Genomic DNA, 24,580 nt, shown 5'->3' with positions numbered 1-24,580 from the left:
TAAAGTAACCAGGCAGGGCAACAATATGATTATCACGACAGGGCAGGAGTTGAAATTGCGACATGAATGGCGATCTAGAGACGATTTACACGGAACTCCTTCAAATAAAAGAAGAGCTGCAATCTAAACTGTTTGAATACGCATCATTTCGTTCACCCGCTGAGCATGTCTCGTTGAATGACGTTAAAACGACCACACTTCTTTATCACATCAAAGAAGAGCTGCAAGATGTGTCTCTCGCTATTGCGAAAATCGAACAAGGAAACTATGGCATATGTGAGGCAACAGGAGATGTGATTCCGCTTGAACAAATGAGCATTCTTCCTACCGCCCGCACGGCTGACGACTTTTTATATCATAAGCAATACGAGAAAAAAGCATTCACTCCTTATCCTTCCGAATCAAATGATTCTCATTTTGAAGCCTTCCACATGTAGGGAGGTTTTTGTCTGTCAACTAAAGTTTCTTTACTCCTTCCTGTTTTCTTGATAAAATGCTTAAAGATCAAAGTATGAAGATGGAGGAACGTGTGTGTTCTATTACATAATCGCATTCGTTATCATTTGTTTAGACCAATTAACAAAATGGCTCATTGTCAAAAATATGATGCTCGGAGATTCTGTTCCAGTCATTGATGGATTCTTTTATATCACGTCTCACCGAAATTCAGGAGCCGCATGGGGAATTCTCCAAGGGCAAATGTGGTTTTTCTATGTGATCACACTCGTTGTTATTGCGGGAATTGTTTATTACTTACAAAAACATGGACAAAAGGACAAGCTGCTTGGAGTAGCGCTGGCCTTAATGCTTGGCGGAGCGATCGGAAACTTTATCGACCGTATTTTCCGTCAGGAAGTGGTTGATTTTGCTCATTTCGTATTTGGGGATTATCACTACCCAATCTTTAATATTGCAGATTCTTCTCTCTGTGTAGGGGTTATTCTGCTCTTCATTCAAATGCTGTTAGATGGAAAGAAAAATAAGGAGTCAACTACATGAATCAAGTAAATATTGCCGTTTCAGAAGAACAAACGAGTGAACGGCTAGATAAATTTCTAAGCACAACAGAACCAGAATGGTCAAGAACCCAAGTCCAGCAATGGGTTAAAGATGGGCTGATCGAAGTAAACGGGAAACAAGTAAAGGCCAATTACAAAGTACAAGCTGGGGATCAAATCAAAGTGGAGATTCCAGATCCGGAAGCGCTAGATGTAGAAGCAGAACCAATGGATCTTGATATTTACTATGAGGATGCAGATGTGTTAGTCGTAAATAAGCCTCGAGGAATGGTCGTTCATCCAGCCCCAGGTCATGTGTCAGGTACACTTGTAAATGGTCTGATGGCACATTGTACGGATTTATCAGGGATTAACGGTGTGATGCGTCCTGGAATTGTCCACCGAATTGATAAAGATACGTCTGGGCTGTTAATGGTCGCGAAAAACGATATGGCACATGAGTCACTCGTCAATCAGCTGGTGGCTAAAACTGTCACAAGAAAGTATACGGCCGTTGTCCACGGTATTATCCAGCATGATACAGGCACAATTGATGCACCAATTGGCAGAGACAAAAAAGACCGCCAAAGCATGACGGTCACAAAAGAAAATGCAAAACAGGCCGTCACTCACTTTGATGTGATTGAACGCTTTAAAGACTTCACGGTTGTCGAGTGCCGACTTGAAACAGGAAGAACACACCAAATTCGTGTTCATATGAAATATATCGGCTACCCTCTTGCAGGAGATCCGAAATATGGGCCGAGAAAAACAGTCGATTTTAATGGACAGCTGCTGCATGCTGGTGTTTTAGGATTTGATCATCCTAGAACAGGAGAATATATCGAGTTCACAGCACCAATTCCAGCTGATATGAGGGGCTTTATCGATTCATTAAGAAATAACGATTGACAGGCCGTTCTTTTTTTGAAATAATAAACGAAGAAATTGAGATTCTTTAAAACAGTCCAGAGAGGCTGAGAAGGATAACGGATCAATTTGTGCACGAGTATGCACAAATGAACGCCCCTCTCTGCCCTTTGCAGAAGGGGCTTTTTATTTGTCAAAAAGAGGTGTAAAAGATGGAACAAAAAGCAGTCATTCTTGATGAACAAGCGATCAGACGAGCGCTTACCCGAATTGCACATGAAATGATTGAGCGCAACAAAGGGATGAAGGATGTCATACTTGCCGGGATCAAGACAAGAGGCATACATCTTGCAAAGCGCCTTGCAGAGCGCATCGAGCAAATTGAGGGAAATCCAGTCACTGTGGGTGAACTTGATATTACACTATACCGTGATGACCTGACAAAAAAGACAGACAACCAAGACCCGCTTGTAAAGGGTGCAGACATCCCAGCTGACATTAATGACAAAACTCTCATTGTCGTTGACGATGTCCTGTTTACAGGCAGAACCGTCAGAGCAGCTATGGATGCCCTTGTGGATGTAGGAAGACCTTCTTCCATTCAGCTGGCTGTGCTCGTCGACCGGGGACACCGGGAGCTGCCGATTCGAGCGGATTATATCGGGAAAAACATTCCGACATCAAAAGCAGAGACCGTTATGGTTCAACTGAATGAAGTAGATCAAAACGACCTTGTCGCTATATATGAAAAATAACCTTTTTAAATGCATTCCAGAGAGTTTGCAAAGAGGGCAAAAACAGAGACACCGAGCACACGGCTAACATGACGTGTCCGGTTTTTCTAGGCCTCTTTGCGCATACTCGCAAAGAGGCTTTTTTAATGAAAAAGGACACATCTAGGAGGAAAATCATGAGTCAGCAAAAAGCCAATTTAGGCATTCGAGATATCCCAAAACCATTCACATGGCTATCACTTAGCCTGCAGCATTTGTTTGCGATGTTTGGTGCAACCATTCTTGTACCAAAAATCATTGATATGAGTCCAGCCGTCGCGCTCATCTCAAGCGGTGTGGGAACAATTGTTTACTTAATCATCACAAGAGGACAAATTCCGGCGTATCTTGGATCGTCCTTTGCCTTCATCGCCCCCATACTGAATGTGAAAGCAACGGGCGGCCCCGGAGCCGCAATGGTTGGCGCCTTCATGGCGGGTGTCGCTTATGCGCTCATTGCCCTGTTCATTAAATGGCTCGGCACAGGCTGGCTGATGAAGCTTCTGCCGCCGGTCGTCGTAGGACCAGTCATTATGGTCATTGGACTTGGACTCGCTGGAACAGCAGTCAACATGGCGATGTATGTTGATCCGAATGCAACCGAGCTTGTTTACAGCCTCAAGCACTTAATGGTCGCTGGCTTCACACTGGCTGTCACGATTATCAGTATGATTTTCCTAAGAGGATTCCTTAGCTTAATCCCAGTTTTAATCGGCATTATCAGCGGCTATCTCTTTGCCTTAACACAAGGCATTGTGAACTTTCAGCCGGTCATTGACGCAAAATGGTTTGCTGTCCCAGACTTCGTCGTACCATTTGTCGACTATACACCTGCAGTGACTTTAAGCATTCTCACAGTGATGGTGCCGGTTGCCTTTGTCACAATGTCTGAGCATATCGGCCACCAAGTGGTGTTAAGTAAGGTCGTAGGACAAGATTTTATTAAAAAACCAGGTCTTCACCGCTCCATTTTAGGAGACAGTGCGGCGACCATCTTCGCTTCACTTATTGGCGGACCACCAACAACAACTTATGGAGAGAACATTGGCGTACTTGCCATCACAAGAGTGTTCAGTATCTTCGTCATCGGCGGAGCAGCAGTGTTTGCGATCTGCTTCGGTTTTGTAGGGAAAATTTCAGCATTAATCAGTACAGTGCCGTCCGCGGTGATGGGAGGCGTTTCGTTCCTGCTCTTTGGAATCATTGCCTCAAGCGGCCTGAGAATCCTGATTGATCATAAAGTGAATTTTGAAGAAAAGCGTAATCTCATTATCGCATCAGTCATCCTAGTCATCGGAATTGGCGGGGCATTCATTGAGGTGAAACAAATCAATCTCACTCTATCTGGAATGGCACTTGCTGCGATTACGGGTGTCCTGTTAAACCTTATCCTGCCGCATCAAAAAGCGGAAGATGACGAGTCAAATGAATCAAATACAGAAAACCTTTTAAAAGAAGTCCAGTGAGGCTGACAAGGGTTCTAAATGGAGCAGAATGCACGAAAGTGCCGCTGCTTCTTTTGGAGAACCCTAAGCTGCCGAGGCTTAGGGTTTTTTTGAACCTGAAAGTGATGAAAAACTAGAGGGGGAAGAAAAAATGAATGATTTATCGACAATGAGCAGCTTGTCTAAAGAAGAGATTTTACAGCTGATTGAAGAAGCAGCGGCACTCAAAAAGGGGAAACAAGAACATGGATTAGCCGGAGAATTTGTGGCAAACCTCTTCTTAGAGCCTAGCACAAGAACACGTTTTAGCTTCGAAGTAGCCGAGAAGAAACTAGGGATGAATGTCCTGAGCTTAGATGCAGCAAGCACCTCCGTTCAAAAGGGCGAAACACTTTACGATACGGTAAAAACACTGGAATCGATCGGAGTAAAGGCATGTGTGATCAGAGACAGCACCGATGAATATTATAACGAGCTGATCGGGAAGGTTGGAATTCCCATCATCAATGCAGGTGATGGCTGCGGACAGCATCCAACCCAATCACTGCTTGACCTCATGACCATCTTTGAAGAGTTTGGCGGCTTTGAAGGCTTAACGATTTCGATTCATGGAGATATCAAACATAGCAGGGTGGCAAGGTCAAATGCTGAGGTTCTCTCAAGGCTGGGAGCGACAGTCCTCTTTTCAGGACCTGCTTCCTTCCAGGATGAACAAAACCCTCACGGAACGTACGTCCATGTAGATGAAGCCATCGCACAATCTGATGTGGTGATGCTGCTCAGAATCCAGCATGAACGGCACGCTGAAAAAATGGGCAGTGAAGATTACTTATCAACTTATGGATTAACAGTAGATAGAGCCAACAAGATGAAAGAACGCGCGATTATTATGCATCCAGCCCCAGTAAACAGAGGTGTTGAAATAGATGATTCATTAGTAGAGTCCAAGCAGTCAAGGATTTTCAAACAAATGGAAAATGGTGTTTATATCCGAATGGCCGTATTAAAAAGAGCTTTTCAAAATAGCACACTACATCAAAAAGGGAGAGATTCTGTCTATGTCATATCTCATTAAAAACGGTTTTATCTTAACGAGCACAGGTGAAAGAGTGCAGCAGGATATTAGGGTAAAAGGAAAAGTGATTCAAGCGATTGGTCACCTAGAAAGAGAAGACGGAGAAGAGGTTATTGATGCAGCAGGGCTATTTGTGTCACCAGGCTTGATCGATCTGCATGTGCATTTAAGAGAGCCAGGCGGAGAGAAAAAGGAAACAATTGAAACAGGCTCTAAAGCAGCCGCAAGAGGCGGATATACGACGATTGCAGCGATGCCGAATACACGTCCAGTTCCAGATACAAAAGAGCAAATGGAATGGCTCATGAATCGAATCGAAGAAACCTCATCTGTTAGAGTGCTGCCATACGCCTCCATCACAACGAGACAAATTGGGGAAGAGATGACGGATTTTGCAGCACTAAAAGAAGCAGGCGCCTTTGCTTTTACAGATGACGGTGTCGGTATCCAAACAGCAGGCATGATGTACGAAGCGATGAAACAGGCAGCAAGTCTTGATCAAGCGATTGTGGCGCACTGCGAAGATAACTCGCTCATTTACGGCGGGTGCGTTCATGAAGGAGAATTTTCAAAAGCAAATGGATTAAACGGAATACCGTCCATTTGTGAATCGGTGCATATTGCAAGAGATGTTCTTTTAGCAGAAGCAGCGAACTGTCATTATCATGTATGTCATATCAGTACGAAAGAATCTGTGCGGGTCGTACGCGATGCAAAAAAAGCAGGTATCCGTGTGACGGCTGAGGTGTCACCGCATCACCTGCTGTTGTGTGATACGGACATTCCAGGTCTTGATACAAATTATAAAATGAACCCGCCGCTCAGAGGAAAAGAGGATCGCGAGGCATTGATCGAGGGACTGTTAGATGGAACGATTGATTTCATCGCAACAGACCATGCGCCGCATACAGAAGAAGAAAAGAACGAAACCATGCAGCGTGCCCCGTTTGGAATTGTGGGACTTGAAACAGCGTTCCCGCTTCTGTATACACGATTTGTCAAAACAGGCGAATGGACATTAAAAGAACTCGTTGATTATATGACAATCAAACCAGCAGAAGCCTTTTCCCTTCCATACGGAAAGCTTGAAGAAGGACACATAGCTGATATTACACTCATTGATTTAAACAAAGAAATGGCAATCGATAAAACAAGCTTCTTATCTAAAGGACAAAATACACCGTTTGACAAATTGACTGTATCAGGATGGCCGGTCATGACACTTGCATCTGGGAAAGTCGTTTATGAAGAGGGGAGACTAGTAAAATGAAGAGACGCTTAGTGCTAGAAAACGGAACAGTATTCGAAGGAACAGGCTTTGGCAGCTTAGAACCATCAGTGGGAGAAGTCGTCTTTAATACAGGGATGACAGGCTATCAAGAAATTTTATCTGATCCATCATACTGCGGACAAATTGTCACACTCACTTACCCGCTTATCGGCAACTACGGCATTAACCGTGATGATTTTGAATCGATCACACCGTTTGTGAAAGGGCTGATTGTGAAAGAGCTTTGTGAAAAGCCCTCAAACTGGCGCTCTTCATACTCACTCGATGAATATTTAAAAATGAAAAACATTCCGGGGCTGAGCGGAATCGATACACGGAAGCTGACTAGAATGATTCGAAGTGCAGGGACTTTAAGAGGGGCGTTTGCAGGACCTGATGAACAAGTGGAAGACGTTGTGCGCCGCCTTCAAACATTGCAGCTGCCAACTGATCAGGTGAGTCAAGTATCTGTGAAAAATGCGTACCCAAGCCCAGGCAGAGGAAAAAGAATTGTCCTTGTCGATTTCGGCATGAAGCACGGCATTTTGCGCGAGCTCAATAAACGTGATTGCGATGTCATTGTGGTGCCATACAACATCACTGCAGATGAAGTGCTGCAGCTAAAGCCTGATGGTATCATGCTTTCAAACGGACCTGGAGATCCTGTGGATGTACCAGAAGCCGTTGAGATGATTCAGCAATTGATTGGAAAGGTGCCGCTCTTTGGTATTTGCCTCGGACATCAATTATTTGCTCTAGCGTGCGGTGCAAGCACAGAAAAAATGAAATTTGGTCACAGAGGGTCGAACCATCCGGTGAAAGAACTAGCAACTGGCAAGGTGACACTCACGTCTCAAAACCATGGCTACACGGTTAGCAGTATTAACGAAGCCGTGCTCGAAGTCACACATATTGCCCTAAACGACAATACGATTGAAGGATTAAAACATAAAGAAGCACCAGCATTCACTGTTCAGTACCACCCAGAAGCATCACCGGGTCCAGAAGATGCAAACTACTTATTTGACCAGTTCATGGAAATGATTCATACGACTGAGAAAGAAGGGGAAGAAGTATGCCAAAACGCGTAGACATCAAAAAGATTTTAGTAATCGGATCAGGTCCTATCATCATCGGTCAGGCAGCGGAGTTTGACTATGCAGGTACACAGGCTTGCTTAGCACTAAAAGAAGAGGGCTATGAAGTCGTTCTAGTGAACTCTAACCCTGCGACCATCATGACAGATACAGAAATGGCCGACAAGGTATACATCGAACCACTGACACCAGAATTTTTAACACGAATCATTCGAAAAGAACGCCCTGATGCGATCTTGCCAACACTTGGCGGGCAAACTGGATTAAACCTTGCTGTTGAATTGTCAGACCTTGGTGTATTAGCTGAATGCGGCGTTGAAGTACTCGGTACAAAGCTGTCAGCCATCCAAAAAGCAGAGGATAGAGATTTATTCCGTAATTTGATGAATGAACTAAATGAGCCTGTACCAGAAAGTGAAATCATTCATAACCTGGAAGAAGCAATGGCGTTTACGGATCAAATCGGTTTCCCTGTCATCGTCAGACCAGCCTATACATTAGGTGGAACGGGCGGCGGAATTTGTACAAACGAGCAAGAACTGAAGGAAATCGTTGAAAACGGCCTGAAGCTAAGCCCAGTTACTCAATGCTTACTTGAAAAAAGCATTGCAGGCTTTAAAGAAATTGAATATGAAGTCATGCGAGACAGCGGTGACCATGCAATCGTTGTTTGTAACATGGAAAACTTTGACCCTGTCGGTATCCATACAGGTGACAGTATTGTTGTAGCACCAAGCCAAACGTTAAGTGATCGTGAATATCAGCTGCTTCGCAATGTGTCGCTTAAGCTGATCCGCGCACTTGGCATAGAAGGCGGCTGTAACGTTCAGCTGGCACTTGATCCAAACAGCTTTCAATACTATATCATCGAAGTAAACCCGCGTGTGAGCCGTTCCTCTGCGCTTGCGTCAAAAGCGACAGGCTATCCAATTGCCAAATTGGCAGCGAAAATTGCAGTCGGCTTAACGCTTGATGAAATGATGAACCCAGTCACAGGTAAAACCTATGCAGCCTTCGAGCCTGCACTTGACTATATCGTTTCAAAAATACCGCGCTGGCCGTTCGATAAATTTGAATCTGCCAACAGACGTCTTGGTACGCAAATGAAGGCAACTGGTGAAGTCATGGCGATCGGCCGCACATTAGAAGAGTCTCTTCTAAAGGCTGTACGTTCACTTGAAGCCGATGTGCATCACATTGAATTAAAAGATGAAGCAGACATCACAAATGAAGTGCTTGAAAAACGGATTATCAAAGCGGGAGACGAACGATTATTTTATATTGCTGAGGCGCTTAGAAGAGGCTATACAGTCGAACAAATACACGAATTCTCAAAAATTGATTACTTCTTCCTTCATAAACTGGAAGGCATCATCGCCTTTGAGAAGACATTAAAAGAAAACAAAGGCAATACAGACGTATTAAAAGAAGCGAAAGAAAAAGGCTTCTCAGATATCTACATTAGCCGCGAGTGGAATATGAACGAATCGGATGTCTACAAGCTAAGACAAGAAGCAGGCATTGTACCTGTATACAAAATGGTAGATACATGTGCGGCAGAATTTGAATCAGAGACACCTTATTTCTACAGCACGTATGAAGATGAAAATGAATCAGAACGTACAGACAAGAAAAGCGTTATCGTATTAGGTTCAGGTCCTATCCGAATTGGACAAGGGGTTGAATTTGATTATGCGACCGTTCACTCTGTGTGGGCAATTAAACAAGCAGGCTATGAAGCGATCATTATTAACAACAACCCTGAAACGGTCTCAACAGACTTTAGTATTTCAGATAAGCTCTACTTTGAACCACTCACTGTAGAAGACGTAATGCATATCATCGACCTTGAACAGCCTGAAGGGGTTGTCGTTCAGTTCGGCGGGCAAACAGCGATCAACTTAGCAGATGAATTATCAAATAGAGGGGTTAAAATTCTTGGAACTTCTCTAGAAGACCTAGACCGCGCAGAAAACCGGGACAAGTTTGAACAAACGTTAGAAACACTCGGCGTGCCCCAGCCTAAAGGGAAAACAGCAACGTCTGTGCCTGAAGCAGTAGCGATTGCCAATCAAATTGGCTACCCAGTCCTTGTCCGTCCTTCCTATGTATTAGGCGGCCGCGCGATGGAAATTGTGTATCAAGAAGCTGAGCTTCTTCACTACATGGAGAATGCGGTGAAGGTCAATCCGCAGCATCCAGTGTTAATTGACAAGTATTTGACAGGAAAAGAAATTGAAGTAGATGCCGTGTCTGATGGCGAAACTGTCGTGATCCCAGGCATTATGGAACACATTGAAAGAGCCGGAGTTCACTCTGGTGACTCGATTGCGGTCTATCCGCCGCAAACATTGTCTGAGGACATCAAAGCGAAGATCGCAGAATACACGATCAAGCTTGCAAAAGGACTCAACATTATTGGGCTTTTGAACATCCAATTTGTCCTATCAAAAGGCGAAGTGTATGTACTTGAAGTGAACCCGCGATCAAGCCGGACGGTTCCTTTCTTAAGTAAAATTACAGGCATCCCGATGGCCAACCTTGCGACAAAAGTCATCTTAGGAGAGAAGCTAAAAAATTATGGCTACGAAGAAGGGCTTCACACAGAGCAAGAAGGAGTGTACGTTAAAGTCCCAGTCTTCTCTTTTGCTAAATTAAGAAGAGTCGATATTACACTCGGACCTGAAATGAAATCAACAGGTGAAGTCATGGGGAAAGATGTCACGATCGAAAAAGCCCTATATAAAGGATTGATTGCGTCAGGCATTCAAATTCCTAATGACGGAACAGTACTTCTGACAGTGGCTGATAAGGATAAAGAAGAAGGACTTGAGATCGCAAGAAGATTTCATTCTATCGGCTATCATATTTTAGCAACGGAAGGAACGGCGAATTATTTAAAACAAGCCTCCATTCCTTCAAGTGTGGTCGGTAAAATCGGAGAGGAAGGCAAAAACCTTCTCGATGTCATTCGAAACGGGGAAGCGCAATTTGTCATCAACACCTTAACAAAAGGAAAACAGCCGGCAAGAGACGGCTTTAGAATTAGACGTGAATCTGTTGAAAACGGAGTGGCTTGCTTAACGTCCCTAGATACTGCAGAAGCCATTTTAAGAGTGCTTGAGAGCATGACATTTAGAGCGGATGAAATGCCAGAAGTGAAAACGAATGCTGAGGTGACAGTAACGATATGAAAAAAGCATACTTGACGGTCGTCTCGAACCGAGAGATCGCTGATCATATTTACGAAATGACATTAAAAGGTGACCTTGTGGACTCCTTTCAAACGGCTGGACAATTTCTTCATCTAAAGGTCAGTGAATCCATGACACCGCTGCTGAGAAGACCGATCAGTATTGCCAACATTCATGCCGAACAAAAAGAAGCAACCATCATTTACCGGGCAGAGGGAGAGGGCACAAAGCTCCTCTCCCAAAAGCGGGAGGGAGAATCAGTCGATGTATTAGGTCCGCTTGGAAACGGGTACGATCCTTCAGTCGTCCAGCCCGGAGAGACGGCTTTACTAGTCGGCGGCGGAATTGGCGTACCGCCTCTATATGAACTGTCCAAGCGTTTAACGAAAAAAGGCGTCATCGTGAAGCATGTCCTCGGCTTTCAATCGAAAAAGGATGTATTTTACGAGGAGAAATTTCAAGCACTCGGCGATACGTTTATTGCAACGGTTGATGGCACATACGGTGCTAAAGGCTTTGTAACAGATGTGATAAAAGAGCAAAACCTGAGCTTTGATGTGCTGCTTTCCTGCGGTCCAACACCTATGCTAAAAGCGCTGAAAGACACGTATCCTGATAAGCCCGTCTACATTTCGATGGAAGAACGAATGGGCTGTGGAATTGGTGCCTGCTTTGCATGTGTCTGTCACACCGATCAGCTCGACAAACCTTACGTCAAAGTGTGTCTTGATGGACCTGTTTTTAAAGCAGAGGAGGTGGCATTGTCATGCTAAACGTTGAGTTACCCGGATTATCTTTAAAAAATCCAATTATCCCTGCATCAGGCTGCTTTGGATTCGGGAGAGAATTTGCATCCTTATATGACCTATCATTGCTAGGCGGTATCATGATCAAGGCCACAACCCTTGAACCGAGATTTGGCAATCCGACTCCAAGGGTAGCCGAGACAGGAGCCGGTATGCTCAATGCAATCGGCCTTCAAAACCCAGGTCTAAAAGGCGTGCTTGAAAATGAGCTGCCTTGGCTTGAGCAATTTGATACGCCTATTATTGCGAATGTTGCTGGCTCACAGGTTGATGATTATGTGGAAGTAGCCAAGCAAATCAGCCAAGCAAAAAATGTTCATGCCCTTGAACTGAATATTTCTTGCCCAAATGTGAAAACAGGCGGGATTGCCTTCGGTACAGATCCAAATATGGCGGCGTCATTGACAAAAGCGGTCAAGGAAGTCTCTTCTGTACCTGTCTATGTCAAGCTGTCACCTAACGTAGCCAATATTGTGGAGATTGCTCAAGCGATTGAAGCTGCTGGAGCAGATGGACTCACCATGATTAACACATTAATCGGTATGCGTTTAGATTTAAAAACAGGGAAACCCATCCTTGCCAATAAAACTGGCGGATTATCAGGACCAGCTGTCAAACCGGTCGCTGTGCGCATGGTACACGAGGTGAGTCAAGCGGTTTCTATTCCGATTATCGGGATGGGCGGGGTGCAAAGTGCTGAAGATGTACTTGAATTTTTACTAGCAGGTGCAAGTGCAGTAGCTGTCGGCACAGCCAATTTTGTGAATCCATTTATTTGCCCGGAAATCATTGAAGAGCTGCCAAATGTGTTAGCAGCATATGGATATTCATCTGTAGAGGAATGCATCGGAAGGAGCTGGAAACATGAAGCACTTGCCCATCATCGCGCTTGATTTTCCATCAGGACAGGAGGCCCACGCCTTTTTAGATCGTTTTGAAGGCACTCCATTATTCGTAAAGGTTGGCATGGAGCTGTTTTACCAAGAAGGTCCTGCCATCATTGACGCACTAAAAGAAAAAAATTGCCGTATTTTCCTTGATCTGAAGCTTCATGATATTCCAACAACCGTGCAAAAAGCGATGAACCGGCTTGCTACACTTGGTGTTGATTTGGTGAATGTGCATGCAGCCGGCGGGAAAAAAATGATGCAGGCTGCCGTAGAGGGGCTTGAAAGCGGAACCCCTGCCGGGCAAAATCGCCCGGGCATTATTGCAGTGACCCAGCTGACTAGTACGTCAGAAGACATGATGAGAAACGAATTACTCATTGACCGTCCGCTGCAAGAGACTGTTATCCGGTACGGACAATTAGCATATGAAAGTGGGCTGGACGGGGTTGTTTGCTCTGTTCATGAATCTAAAGCACTTCATGAACATATTTCACCATCCTTTCTCACTGTAACGCCAGGAATTCGCATGTCGAATGATCAAACCGATGACCAACAGCGCGTGGCGACACCTGCCTATGCAAAGGAGCAAGGTGTTTCACAAATCGTTGTCGGAAGATCAATCACAAAAGCTGATAAACCAATAGAAGCCTATCATCAAATTTTGAAAGAGTGGGAGTGACTGCCAGATGAAATCAAAAATTGCGAAACATCTATTACAAATCAAAGCGGTCTCATTAAAACCAGACGAACCGTTTACATGGGCGAGCGGTATAAAATCACCGATCTATTGTGATAACCGCCTGACATTGTCATATCCAGAAGTGAGACACGACATTGCTGAAGGTCTAAAAGATTTGATTCTCACTCATTTCAAGGGAGCAGAGGTTGTCGCGGGTACTGCAACAGCAGGCATTCCTCATGCGGCATTAGCAGCAGACCGCTTGAATATTCCTATGTGTTATGTTAGAAGTAAGCCGAAAGCACACGGAAAAGGAAATCAAATTGAAGGGGCCGTATCGAAAGGTCAAAAGGTTGTCGTCGTCGAAGACCTGATTTCCACAGGAGGCAGTGTGCTTGAAGTGGTCGCTGCTCTTCAAGATGAGGGCTGCGAGGTACTAGGAGTTGCCGCGATCTTCACATACGGACTGCCAAAAGCAGCGGCAGCATTTCAAGAAAAAAATATTCCATATGTCACCCTAACAGACTATGACACTTTGACAGACGTGGCACTTGAAATGAAAGCGATTGAGCCTGCTGCGATGAACAAACTAAAACGCTGGAGACAAGATCCATCCTCTGAATCTTGGATGGAAGAAACGGTCTGAAAAGTGAAAGCCCATCGTTAACAAAAGCTGTGCCTGCCCGCACGGCTTTTGTTATTTGGGTAAAAATAGTAAAATAGACTCAAATTTTAATAAAAACTAATCCTATCAACAAAGTCGGGTTGACTTTTGTTTGAATTGTGTTAATATTTAAGACAAATTGAAACTCTTATCCAGAGAGGTGGAGGGACTGGCCCGATGAAACCCGGCAACCTGCGATTCGCAAGGTGCTACTTCCTGCAAAATGATTCTATTTTGAAAGATAAGGAAATCGTGAGCTTCCTCATCTTTCTTTCGGACTGAAAGAAAGTTTTTTTATTTTAACGGTGAGGGGGAAGAGGAGATGGAAGTGAAACAAAATCAGGATGAGGACTTAGTAAAGCATATGCAAGAACTGATTGGGGATATGAAATTCGGTTCAATTATGTTAATTGTTCAGGACGGTCAAGTGATTCAGGTGGAAAAAAACGAAAAAATTAGATTAAAGTAGTGCGGAAAATAGCAATATGAGCGGTACTCCGGAAGGGGAGAAATCATGTTAACTTATGAAAATTGGCAAGAGCCGTCCATTACATTTCAAGAGGATGATTTGTATAAAGGAGCCCTGTCTGTACTGAAATGGGCGTACGGTCATTATGGTGACCAGCTCGTATATGCGTGCAGCTTTGGGATTGAGGGCATCGTTCTAATTGATCTGATTGCAAAAGTAAAAAAAGATGCGAAAATTGTCTTTTTAGATACAGGTCTGCATTTTAAAGAAACATACGACACAATTGATGCGGTAAAGGAAAGATACCCAGGTTTAGACATTGAACTGAAAACGCCTGAGCTGACGGTTGAACAGCAAAATGAGCAGCACGGTGATCAATTATGGAAAACAAATCCCCAAAGCTGCTGCCATATGCGTAAGGTCATTCCGTTGCAAGAAGCCCTCTCTGGTTATCCAGCATGGCTTTCAGGTTTAAGAAGAGAGCAGTCACCAAAACGAGCAGGGACGAATTTCTTAAATAAGGATGAAAAATTCAAATCAGTAAAAGTATGTCCGCTCATCCATTGGACGTGGAAGGACATATGGAGATATGCATCTAGAGAGGAACTTGCTTATAATCCGCTGCATGACCAAGGATATCCAAGTATCGGCTGTGCACCGTGTACACAACCAGCATTTACTGCAGATGATCTGCGTTCTGGCAGATGGTCAGGCACAGCAAAGACAGAGTGCGGATTACATGAGTAAGGGAGCATAATGTATGGAAATCGCCGCAATTTTATTTAGTCTATTCTTTGCTTTAAACATAGGCGCAAGCGGAGCAGCTGCTTCTATGGGCATTGCGTATGGATCAGGTGCCATTCAAAAGCCCATTTATGCACTCAGTTTTTGTGCAGTTGGGATTTTAGCAGGTTCAGTGATTGGCGGCGGTGAGGTCGTCAAAACGATCAGCTCTGGTATTATGCCAGAATCAGTCATTACACTTGAAATCGTTTGTATTATCATTGGTTCTGCTGCACTATCACTTTTCATAGCGAATCTGATAGCGATTCCTTTATCAACAAGTGAGGTCACAGTAGGGGCTGTGGTTGGTGTGGCAGTCGCGTATAAAGTATTGTTTGTGAAATCCATTTTAGTGATTGTGGCATTTTGGGTCATCATCCCGCTTTTCGCCTTTCTTTTTACCTTTGCTGTCGTCAAAATCATCAGAATGTTCCCTAAACGAAAGTTGTCTAAAAAAAGCACAGTTATTTTATCTGTCGTCTTAATCCTCAGCGGATTTTTAGAAGCATTTTCAGCCGGGATGAACAATGTGGCAAATGCGGTCGGCCCGCTCGTCGCTTCAGGCGTTTTGTCAGTTGGGCAGGGAACACTTTACGGTGGAATTTTCGTCGCAGCAGGGGCCCTCTTGCTAGGCAGAAGAGTGCTGGAAACAAACGGAAAGAAAATTACCCGCTATCAAACAGGCGAAGGGATTTTACTTTCGAGTACCGGTGCCGGGCTTGTCATCGTCAGCTCTATTTTTGGTCTGCCCGTTCCGCTTACGCAAATCACCTCCTCGTCTATTATCGGACTTGGAATGGCAAAAGGCGGGCCTAACATTTTTCACAAACATGTTGTGAAAAAAATGCTGAAAGTGTGGGTGGTGTCACCCTTCTTATCACTCAGCCTATCGTATTTGCTGGTGAGCCTTTTCTTAAAAGGAGACTATTACTCTATCTTTATCATGATGAGTGTACTGCTTGCCTCACTTGGTGCGCTGAGTCTGATGAAGGCAGTCAAAAATGAGAGCAGCTCTATTCATGAACAGGGCGGCGGGATTTAATCACAAATCCGACTATTAACATCTAATAAATAAGAACATTGAGAGGAAGATGAACAAATGAGTTTAACACCACATGGTGGCGTATTAATTAATCGAGTAAACGAAGAATATGATCTCAGCACAGCTGCAAAGGAAATTGAACTAGATGCAATCTCCTTTGCAGACCTTGAACTCATTGCAATTGGCGGATATAGTCCAATTGAAGGGTTTTTAACAAAAGCTGATTATGAAGCAGTTGTGAGCAGTATGCGGCTAGCAAGTGGTGTCGTTTGGTCTCTTCCTATTACACTGCCAGTGACAAAAGAAAAGGCGGCGGAAATCCATCAAGGCGATATCGTACGCTTATCCTATAATGGAACTGTATATGGGGTCATTGAAGTAGAGGATCAATACACACCAGATAAGGAAAAAGAAGCGGTGAATATCTATAAAACTGATGACCGCAATCATCCAGGTGTGAAAAAATTATTTGAACGCGGCGATACTTATATTGGCGGGAAAATTACACTGACGAAACGCAGTGAAAAACCATTCCCTCAATTTACGTATGAGCCAGAAGAAACAAGACGTCATTTTAAAGAAAACGGCTGGAAAACCATTGTTGGTTTCCAAACGAGAAACCCGGTTCATCGTGCGCATGAATATATTCAAAAAACAGCATTAGAAACGGTCGATGGTTTATTTTTAAATCCGCTTGTCGGTGAAACAAAATCTGACGACATCCCGGCAGATGTGAGAATGAAAAGCTATCAAGTGTTATTGAATGGTTATTATCCAAAAGACCGCGTCTTTTTAGGTGTTTTTCCTGCTGCAATGCGTTATGCTGGACCAAAGGAAGCGATATTTCACGCGCTTGTTCGGAAAAATTATGGCTGCACCCATTTTATTGTCGGAAGAGATCATGCAGGTGTTGGTGACTATTACGGCACATACGAGGCGCAGGAACTATTTGATCAATTTACAAGCGAAGAAATCGGCATTACTCCATTAAAATTTGAACACAGCTTCTACTGTAATACATGTGAAGCGATGGCCACACCAAAAACGTGTCCTCACGACAAAAGCGAGCATGTCATTCTTTCAGGTACAAAAGTTCGAACGATGCTAAGAAACGGTGAATTACCACCAAGCACGTTCAGCCGAAAAGAAGTCATTGAAACATTAATCGAAGGATTAAAAACGACGGTATCTTAATGGGAGGGTATGACATGAGCAACGAACATATCGTGTGGCATGATTCATCTATTACGAAAAAAGAATATCAACAGAAAAACAATCATACGAGCGGCATTATCTGGCTTACAGGTTTAAGCGGATCAGGTAAATCAACGATCGCAAATGCAGTTGCAAGAGAGCTGTTTGAACAAGGCTACCAAGTCACAGTTCTTGACGGCGATAACGTGCGGCACGGACTCAATAAAGATCTAGGGTTTTCAGATGATGACAGAAAAGAAAACATCCGCCGGATCGGAGAAGTGGCGAAATTATTTGTGGAGCAAGGAACGATTGTCATCACTGCTTTTATTTCTCCATTTCAAGAAGACCGACACATTGTCAGACAGTTGGTCGAAGATGGGGAATTTCACGAAGTGTTTGTCAAATGTGATCTGAACGTGTGTGAAGAGCGTGATCCAAAAGGGTTATATAAAAAGGCGAGAAACGGCGAAATTCCATTTTTTACTGGAATTGATTCACCGTATGAAGAGCCCGCTGCGCCTGAGCTCGTATTAGATACAGGTGAATTATCCCGTGAAGAATCAAAACAGCGTCTTGTTGATTATGTAAAAGGAACAACGAAATAATCGCCTGATGGCAGGGGGAGAAAAGCAAGATGGGGAAAGTATACATTGTGGGTGCTGGACCCGGGGATCCAGATTTAATTACATTAAAGGCCCATAAGGCAATACAGCAGGCAGATGTCATCTTATATGATCGTCTTGTCAATCAAGACATTCTCGCCCACGCCAAACCAGATGCGGAATTGATTTATTGCGGCAAGCTGCCAAATCATCATACAATGAGACAGGAAGCCATCAATGAAGCGCTTGTGGCTCATGCAAAGAAAGGGAGTATTGTCGTTCGGCTGAAAGGCGGAGACCCCTTTGTCTTTGGACGTGGCGGTGAAGAAATCGAATGCTTAGCTGAGCACGGAATTCCGTATGAGGTCGTCCCGGGAATTACTTCTGGAATTGCAGCGGCTGCTTATGCGGGCATCCCTGTGACACATCGTGAATTCAGCTCAAATGTTGCTTTTGTCACGGGTCACTATCAAAAGGATGAACATTTTGAAGAAAAGTGGGAGGCGCTGGCTACAGGAATTGATACTCTTGTGATTTACATGGGTGTCAAAAACGTGGAAAGGGTGCAGCGCCTGCTTTTGAAAAATGGACGGGACCCTGAAACTCCCGCTGCATTTATACACTGGGGAACCACAACGAGGCAAAAGACAACTTGCTGCACGGTGGCGACATTGTCTGAAACCGTTGAAAAAGAAGGGATCGAGCATCCAAGTTTAATTGTTGTTGGAGATGTCGTTCATTTTCATCAAAAGCTGAACTGGTTTGAACCCGCATTAATCGAGAAATGAGAATGATAGAGAAAAGACACGTACGTACATACATCGTGTCTTTTCGTCTGATGAAATAAGTGAGAGGGAGGAGCCGCATGAAACAAGCTGTCCTTTATGTTGGGCATGGAAGCCGAGTAAAAGAGGCGCAAGATAAGGCCATTTCTTTTATGAAAAGCTGTATGCCGTTAGTGAAAGCAGATATACAAGAAATTTGTTTTTTAGAGCTGACGGACCCTTCTATAGAAGAAGGATTTGAGGCCTGTGTGAAAAAAGGAGCGACACACATTGCCATCGTCCCGCTCCTCCTTTTAACTGCCATGCATGCCAAATCGGATATACCGGTCGAAATTGAGAAAGTGCGCGTGCGATTCCCGCAAGTGAAGGTCACATATGGAAAGCCAATCGGGGTGAATCAAGAAGTAACAAAAGCGGTTGCCGCAAGAATTGAAGAAGCAGGATATCAAGGCGAGCGGGCGCGGATTCTTTTAATTGGCCGCGGGAGCTCTGATCCGGATGTGAAGCGAGATGTGTTTGGCATTGCAGACGATGTCCGAAGTCTGCTTCCGCATGCAGAGGTTCTTCCGTGTTTTATTACAGCATGTGAGCCCAATTATCGAGATGTTCTCGCGCATTTATCAGCAGATGACGATGGGCCTGTCTATATCGTTCCTTACTTGCTGTTTACCGGAATTTTAATGAAAGAAATTGAAAGTGAAGCCGCTCAGGCGAGAAAGCGACTGAAAGATGTCCGGGTATGCCGGTATATTGGCTTTCATCCGTATGTTAAAGCGGCTTATATTGAACGCGTGCAAGAAACCATTTTAAACAAAGACGATGCGTTTCGTTTCCGAGGAGAAAGCCATGCTTCCAGTCCATCTTGATTTAACCAATAAACAAGTGGTCATTGCCGGCGGCGGATCGGTGGCGTTAAGAAGAGCAAAGGCGCTGTGCGCGGAGCCTTGCCATATAACCGTTGTGAGTCCTAATCTTTCTGAAGAGATGGCACACTTCATTGATACATACCAATTGAATTGGAAGGAAAAGAAGGTAGATGCTGAAGATTTGAAGGATGCATTTTTCATTGTAGCTGCGACAAATGACCCTTCGGTAAATGAATGGATCGCACAAATAGCACAGCCTCACCAGCTCGTGAATTGTGTGAGCCAATCAGAGCTAGGCAATGTGATGGTGCCGAAGGTTGTCAAAGCAGGAAAAGTGACGATTTCAGTCTCTACAAGCGGTGCAAGCCCCGCCCGGACAAAACAGTTGGCTGCGGCAATTGAATCCTTGCTTGAACAAGAGGATATTGACGCACTTGATGCCCTTTACATCGAAAGAAAAAAACGACAAAGAAAAAGCCGATAAATCCTCATGTCAGGATTTTATCGGCTTTTCTTATTTATTTTCTCAGCTTGAGCACAAGATCTTCGTCAGGCGTGACAAATAATGTTTGCTGCTGATCATACGTAACAAAGCCAGGCTTTGCTCCATTCGGTTTTTTCACATGCCGGATTTTTGTATAGTCGACAGGAACGGAACCAGACTCTTTGGCTTTCGAAAAGTAGGCGGCAATTTGAGCCGCTTCAAGCAGCGTTTGTTCATCAGGTGCTTGGTGACGAATGACGACATGTGATCCAGGAATATCCTTTGTATGCAGCCAAATATCATCACGAGCAGCTGCCTTTGTAGTCAAATACTCGTTTTGTTTGTTGTTTTTTCCGACTAAAATTGGAATGCCTTGGGACGACTCGTACGTTTCGAGCTGAATGGCCGCCGGTTTTTTCTTTTTGGCGTGGCGCTTTTGTTTGGCGCGCAAATATTTTCCTTCAACAAGCTCTTCTCTCATTTCCTCTAAATCCTTTGGCGAAGCAGAGGACAGCTGCTGAATCAGCTCTTCAAAATAAGCAATTTCTTCATGTGTCCGCTTAATTTGTTCTTTTACAGCTTCTACTGCATTTTTTGCCTTTTGATATTTTGTAAAGTATGCCTGTGCATTTTCAGAAGGGGTTTTGTTTGTTTTAAGCGGGATTGTGATTTCTCCGCCGTCTTCTTCGTAATAATTGATGACAGTCGCTTCTTTATCCCCTTTATTGATCGCATATAAATTGGCTGTTAACAATTCGCCATAGAGCTGATATTTGTGTGCATCCTGAGATTCTTCAAGGGTTCTTTTTAGCTTTTTCAGCTTGTTTTCATTTTTCTTTTTTTCATTGACGACAAACCGTTCAAGGTCAGCTGCCTGTTGTTTGACTCTGTCTCTCTCAGCTTTTCCAAAATAAAAACGGTCAAGCAGCTGGCTGAGTGAGTCGAATGTCTTCATCTCGCCTTGGACATGCTGAAGCTCTAATAAATAGAAATACTCTTTCCCGTCTTTTCTTGTAAGCTGCGGCGTAAAAGAATGCATGCGAATGAGCTGGAACATGTCGAGCAGTGTATTTGGAATCGTTTCTTGATTAGCAAGACCGGCCCGGTGTACTGCTTCCTTTGCAAACAGCGGGGAAACCCCAGAGAAGGTATTGACAATTTGATTTGCGATCTTTCCTTCTTGAAAGCGTAAATGCTTCAAAATATCATCCTTTGTCACTTCAAAAGGATTCAATTTTTGCTGTGCAGGCGGCAGTAGGTATTCATAACCAGGAAGTACCGTTCGATAGCTGTTCACAGATGGTGAAAGGTGTTTCAGACCATCAATGATCTGCTGCGTTCCATCCTCTACAAGAATGAAGTTGCTATGACGTCCCATGATTTCAATGTAAAGCTTACGCGTCTGTTCATCGCCGATTTCATTTCGGCTTCGCACATGAAGCACGATCACCCGGTCAAATCCAATCTGTTCAAAACGTTCAATGAAGCCGCCCTCAAGATGCTTTCTGAGAAGCATACAAAACATTGGTGGCTCGCTTGGATTGTCGTATTGATGCTCTGTGAGCTGCACTCTCGCATAGCTCGGATGAGCCGATAAAAGGAGCTTATGATTTTTCCCGTTTGCCCGAATATGAAAAATCAGCTCGTGTTTATATGGCTGATGGATTTTTGAAATCCTCCCGCCAGTTAATGCCTTTTGCAATTCATTTGTCATACCATATGTAAAAATGCCGTCAAATGACATGTTAGATACACCCTCTTCTTTCACACAAATCTACTGAAAGAACCTTCCGTTTTCTCGTTCTTTAGGCAGTCTTATTATTATAGCATGATTTAGGACGAGTCTGAATAAACTGGCTTATAGAACACTGCATATGAGAGAGAACAAAAGAGGAGTGGACGAGGTCAAATGAATTGGCATGAACTGAACCAAACCGATTTATTAAAAACAATGAATACATCGATAGGTGACGGACTGTCAGAAAAAGATGTACAAAAGCGGCTTGAAAAACACGGGCCAAATGAATTGCAGGAAGGAAAAAAGGCGTCGGCTCTGATCATTTTTTTAGCACAGTTTAAAGATTTCATGGTGTTAATCTTGCTTGCAGCAACAATCATTTCTGCCTTTTTAGGAGAATACATTGATGCTGTTGCGATTGTGGCCATTGTTATGATTAATGGTGTACTCGGCTTTTATCAAGAACGCCGGGCGGAAAAATCCCTTCAAGCGTTAAAGGAATTATCAACTCCGCACGTGTATGCAAGGAGAAATAATGAATGGGTCAAGATCCCGTCTAAACATCTCGTGCCAGGGGATATTGTGAAATTTTCAAGCGGAGATCGGATTGGGGCAGATATTAGATTACTAGAAACAAAGAGCTTAGAAATTGAGGAGTCCGCTCTCACTGGTGAGTCTATCCCAGCGGTCAAACACGCAAGTCCGCTTTCAAGCGGCCATGTCTCGCTTGGAGATTTAACGAACATGGCCTTTATGGGGACGCTTGTCACTAGAGGCAGCGGCGTAGGGGTTGTCATTGGTACAGGAATGAATACAGCGATGGGACAAATTGCCGGTATGCTGGATGCAGCAGGTAATATGGAAACGCCGCTGCAAAGGCGTCTCGAGCAGCTTGGAAAAATTCTGATTGTGGCTGCTTTGTTTTTAACGGTGCTCGTTGTTGTTCTTGGTGTAGTGCAAGGACATGAATTGTATCATATGTTCCTAGCGGGAGTATCTCTTGCTGTGGCGGCGATTCCAGAAGGACTGCCGGCGATCGTCACTGTCGCCCTTTCCCTAGGGGTGCAGCGGATGATCAAACAAAAATCGATTGTCAGAAAGCTCCCGGCAGTGGAAACACTCGGCTGCGCGTCAATCATTTGCTCTGATAAAACAGGAACGATGACGCAAAATAAAATGACCGTGACCCATGTATGGGCGGAGGGAAAAACGTGGAATATTTCTGGCACAGGCTACGAGCCATCCGGTGACTTTACCTTAAACGGTGAAATCGTCCATGCCGACAAGCACCCAAGCTTGCAAAAGGTGTTATTATACGGGGCGCTTTGTAATACATCGACCATTGTTGAAAAAGACGGGGAGATGAGGCTTGATGGCGATCCGACAGAGGGAGCGCTCCTTACCGCAGCACGTAAAGCGGGTTTTACAGAGCAATTCATCGAAGCTGGATTTCATGTCATTGAGGAGTTTCCTTTTGACTCAGAAAGAAAGATGATGTCAGTCGTCGTTGAAACGAATCAAAAAGAGCGGTATGTCATTGCAAAAGGTGCGCCGGATGTACTAATGAACCGTTCAAGTTATATCATGCACGGCGGACGCACAGCTTCTTTTTCAACCACTCACAGGCAAGAAACAGAAGTAGCGATTCAAGGCTTAGCAAGACAGGCGCTTAGAACCATTGCCATTGCGTATAAAAAAGTTGGTCTGACAGAAAAAATCACCTCTGTACAGCAGGCTGAAACCGATCTAACATTTATCGGGTTAGAGGGCATGATCGATCCACCGCGTCCTGAAGTCAGACGAGCGATTAAAGAGTGCCGGGATGCTGGCATTAAAACGGTCATGATTACAGGGGACCACGTGGAAACGGCCAAAGCGATCGCCAAAGACTTGAGCCTTTTACCGAAGCAAGGACAGGTGCTCGACGGAAAAGCGCTTGATCAGATGAGCGACAAAGAGCTTGAGCAAACGGCTGAAAATGTATATGTCTTTGCCCGGGTTTCCCCTGAGCATAAGCTGAGAATTGTCAAAGCCTATCAAAAAAATGGTCATGTTGTGGCGATGACAGGTGACGGGGTCAATGATGCGCCTGCCATTAAACAAGCAGATATCGGCATCTCCATGGGCATCACAGGAACAGACGTAGCCAAAGAAGCGTCTTCTCTTATTTTACTTGACGACAACTTTGCGACCATTAAATCCGCCATTAAAGAAGGCCGGAATATCTATGAAAACATTCGTAAGTTTGTCCGTTATTTGCTGGCATCAAATGTCGGAGAAATTTTGGTCATGCTGTTTGCGATGCTCCTCGCGCTGCCGCTGCCACTCGTTCCTATACAAATCTTATGGGTAAACCTTGTCACAGATGGTCTCCCGGCTATGGCACTTGGCATGGATAAGCCAGAAGGCGATGTCATGAAGAGAAAGCCGCGGAATGTGAAAGAGGGCATTTTTGCTAGAGGGCTTGGGTGGAAGGTGATCTCAAGAGGATTCCTCATCGGGCTTGCGACCCTTTTGGCATTTATATTTGTGTATCACCGCGATCCAAACAACCTGCAATATGCGCAGACTGTCGCATTTAGTACGCTTGTATTGGCGCAGCTCATTCATGTATTTGACTGCCGCAGTGAACGGTCCATTTTTGAACGTAATCCATTTGGGAACCTCTATTTGATCGGTGCGGTTTTGTCATCACTTTTACTCATGCTTGTGGTTATTTATTACCCGCCGCTTCAACCAATTTTCAAAACGGTCGCGGTTGCACCAATTGATTGGCTGCTGATCATCGGGATGTCTGCACTGCCAACTTTTTTACTGGCAGGATCACTTTTGACAAGAAAAAAATAATTCATT

The 24,580-nt window shown here is 44.3% G+C and carries 23 protein-coding genes and 1 riboswitch; of the genes, 22 read left to right on the top strand and 1 reads right to left on the bottom strand.

Translation table 11 applies throughout. The annotated features are described in order from the left end of the window. The first annotated feature begins 62 nt into the window (after positions 1-62). The 21 genes from V6Z54_RS18815 (at position 63) to V6Z54_RS18715 (ending at position 19,989) form a co-directional block, all read left to right on the top strand. Entirely contained in the window at positions 63-437 is a 375-nt protein-coding gene (locus V6Z54_RS18815; protein ID WP_338527572.1) for a TraR/DksA family transcriptional regulator, read from the top strand. 94 nt (positions 438-531) lie between these two features. Then, complete coding sequence (lspA, locus tag V6Z54_RS18810) at positions 532-999, top strand: signal peptidase II (protein ID WP_024424236.1); 468 nt, start codon at positions 532-534, stop codon at positions 997-999. Further along, on the top strand, positions 996-1,910 hold the full coding sequence (locus tag V6Z54_RS18805) for an RluA family pseudouridine synthase (RefSeq protein WP_041084915.1): 915 nt from the start codon (positions 996-998) through the stop codon (positions 1,908-1,910). Before lspA ends, V6Z54_RS18805 begins: the two co-directional genes overlap by 4 nt. A gap of 170 nt (positions 1,911-2,080) precedes the next feature. Beyond that, positions 2,081-2,623: a bifunctional pyr operon transcriptional regulator/uracil phosphoribosyltransferase PyrR gene (pyrR, locus tag V6Z54_RS18800; protein WP_024424234.1), complete on the top strand. Its 543-nt coding sequence runs from the start codon at positions 2,081-2,083 to the stop codon at positions 2,621-2,623. A gap of 155 nt (positions 2,624-2,778) precedes the next feature. After that, complete coding sequence (locus tag V6Z54_RS18795) at positions 2,779-4,107, top strand: solute carrier family 23 protein (protein WP_039178389.1); 1,329 nt, start codon at positions 2,779-2,781, stop codon at positions 4,105-4,107. Positions 4,108-4,237: 130 nt separating this feature from the next. After that, a complete protein-coding gene (locus V6Z54_RS18790) occupies positions 4,238-5,161 on the top strand; it encodes an aspartate carbamoyltransferase catalytic subunit (RefSeq protein WP_338527571.1) in 924 nt (307 codons plus the stop codon). Then, positions 5,145-6,431, top strand: a complete 1,287-nt coding sequence (locus V6Z54_RS18785) for a dihydroorotase (protein WP_024424231.1) — start codon at positions 5,145-5,147, stop codon at positions 6,429-6,431. Before V6Z54_RS18790 ends, V6Z54_RS18785 begins: the two co-directional genes overlap by 17 nt. Beyond that, on the top strand, positions 6,428-7,522 hold the full coding sequence (locus tag V6Z54_RS18780) for a carbamoyl phosphate synthase small subunit (protein WP_073979470.1): 1,095 nt from the start codon (positions 6,428-6,430) through the stop codon (positions 7,520-7,522). Before V6Z54_RS18785 ends, V6Z54_RS18780 begins: the two co-directional genes overlap by 4 nt. After that, the gene (gene carB / locus V6Z54_RS18775; protein ID WP_338527570.1) at positions 7,507-10,722 is read left to right on the top strand and encodes a carbamoyl-phosphate synthase (glutamine-hydrolyzing) large subunit; all 3,216 of its coding nucleotides are present in this window, start codon (positions 7,507-7,509) and stop codon (positions 10,720-10,722) included. The genes V6Z54_RS18780 and carB overlap by 16 nt, the downstream gene beginning before the upstream one ends. Then, positions 10,719-11,495: a dihydroorotate dehydrogenase electron transfer subunit gene (locus tag V6Z54_RS18770; RefSeq protein WP_144491185.1), complete on the top strand. Its 777-nt coding sequence runs from the start codon at positions 10,719-10,721 to the stop codon at positions 11,493-11,495. Before carB ends, V6Z54_RS18770 begins: the two co-directional genes overlap by 4 nt. Further along, positions 11,489-12,421 carry a dihydroorotate dehydrogenase gene (locus V6Z54_RS18765; RefSeq protein WP_047202127.1) on the top strand — a complete coding sequence of 311 codons (933 nt, stop codon included), beginning with the start codon at positions 11,489-11,491 and terminating at the stop codon, positions 12,419-12,421. Before V6Z54_RS18770 ends, V6Z54_RS18765 begins: the two co-directional genes overlap by 7 nt. Further along, positions 12,393-13,097 carry an orotidine-5'-phosphate decarboxylase gene (gene pyrF / locus V6Z54_RS18760; RefSeq protein ID WP_041084905.1) on the top strand — a complete coding sequence of 235 codons (705 nt, stop codon included), beginning with the start codon at positions 12,393-12,395 and terminating at the stop codon, positions 13,095-13,097. Before V6Z54_RS18765 ends, pyrF begins: the two co-directional genes overlap by 29 nt. Before the next feature lie 7 nt (positions 13,098-13,104). Further along, positions 13,105-13,743 (top strand): orotate phosphoribosyltransferase, encoded by a 639-nt coding sequence (pyrE, locus tag V6Z54_RS18755; RefSeq protein ID WP_041084904.1) that lies wholly within the window; start codon positions 13,105-13,107, stop codon positions 13,741-13,743. A 163-nt stretch (positions 13,744-13,906) separates the two neighbouring features. Beyond that, a riboswitch (SAM riboswitch) is annotated at positions 13,907-14,009 on the top strand. 74 nt (positions 14,010-14,083) lie between these two features. Further along, the gene (locus tag V6Z54_RS18750; RefSeq protein ID WP_080772238.1) at positions 14,084-14,230 is read left to right on the top strand and encodes a YezD family protein; all 147 of its coding nucleotides are present in this window, start codon (positions 14,084-14,086) and stop codon (positions 14,228-14,230) included. A gap of 45 nt (positions 14,231-14,275) precedes the next feature. After that, positions 14,276-14,977, top strand: coding sequence for a phosphoadenylyl-sulfate reductase (locus tag V6Z54_RS18745; RefSeq protein WP_041084902.1), 702 nt, complete (start codon positions 14,276-14,278; stop codon positions 14,975-14,977). A 13-nt stretch (positions 14,978-14,990) separates the two neighbouring features. Further along, positions 14,991-16,055: an inorganic phosphate transporter gene (locus V6Z54_RS18740; RefSeq protein ID WP_041084900.1), complete on the top strand. Its 1,065-nt coding sequence runs from the start codon at positions 14,991-14,993 to the stop codon at positions 16,053-16,055. Between the two features lie 57 nt (positions 16,056-16,112). Next, positions 16,113-17,249: a sulfate adenylyltransferase gene (gene sat, locus V6Z54_RS18735; RefSeq protein ID WP_039178416.1), complete on the top strand. Its 1,137-nt coding sequence runs from the start codon at positions 16,113-16,115 to the stop codon at positions 17,247-17,249. 14 nt (positions 17,250-17,263) lie between these two features. After that, the gene (gene cysC / locus V6Z54_RS18730; protein ID WP_041084899.1) at positions 17,264-17,857 is read left to right on the top strand and encodes an adenylyl-sulfate kinase; all 594 of its coding nucleotides are present in this window, start codon (positions 17,264-17,266) and stop codon (positions 17,855-17,857) included. Positions 17,858-17,886: 29 nt separating this feature from the next. Further along, on the top strand, positions 17,887-18,642 hold the full coding sequence (cobA, locus tag V6Z54_RS18725) for a uroporphyrinogen-III C-methyltransferase (RefSeq protein WP_041084898.1): 756 nt from the start codon (positions 17,887-17,889) through the stop codon (positions 18,640-18,642). A gap of 77 nt (positions 18,643-18,719) precedes the next feature. Further along, complete coding sequence (locus tag V6Z54_RS18720; RefSeq protein WP_041084896.1) at positions 18,720-19,505, top strand: sirohydrochlorin chelatase; 786 nt, start codon at positions 18,720-18,722, stop codon at positions 19,503-19,505. Continuing rightward, positions 19,486-19,989, top strand: a complete 504-nt coding sequence (locus tag V6Z54_RS18715) for a bifunctional precorrin-2 dehydrogenase/sirohydrochlorin ferrochelatase (RefSeq protein WP_041084894.1) — start codon at positions 19,486-19,488, stop codon at positions 19,987-19,989. The genes V6Z54_RS18720 and V6Z54_RS18715 overlap by 20 nt, the downstream gene beginning before the upstream one ends. 34 nt (positions 19,990-20,023) lie before the next feature. Here the strand turns inward: V6Z54_RS18715 and V6Z54_RS18710 are convergent, their stop codons facing one another. Then, positions 20,024-21,733 carry an NFACT RNA binding domain-containing protein gene (locus tag V6Z54_RS18710; protein WP_338527569.1) on the bottom strand — a complete coding sequence of 570 codons (1,710 nt, stop codon included), beginning with the start codon at positions 21,731-21,733 and terminating at the stop codon, positions 20,024-20,026. Between the two features lie 165 nt (positions 21,734-21,898). Between V6Z54_RS18710 and V6Z54_RS18705 the strand changes: the two genes are divergently transcribed. Further along, positions 21,899-24,574, top strand: coding sequence for a calcium-translocating P-type ATPase, SERCA-type (locus V6Z54_RS18705; RefSeq protein WP_269103615.1), 2,676 nt, complete (start codon positions 21,899-21,901; stop codon positions 24,572-24,574). Positions 24,575-24,580 lie beyond the last annotated feature (6 nt).

Origin of the sequence: Bacillus sp. MAG717A, assembly GCF_036884855.1 — a bacterium.
In the GTDB taxonomy this organism is placed as follows: domain Bacteria; phylum Bacillota; class Bacilli; order Bacillales; family Bacillaceae; genus Bacillus; species Bacillus safensis.
The sequence above is the reverse complement of the archived record's forward strand: the minus strand, read 5'-3'. Positions and strand labels throughout refer to the sequence as shown.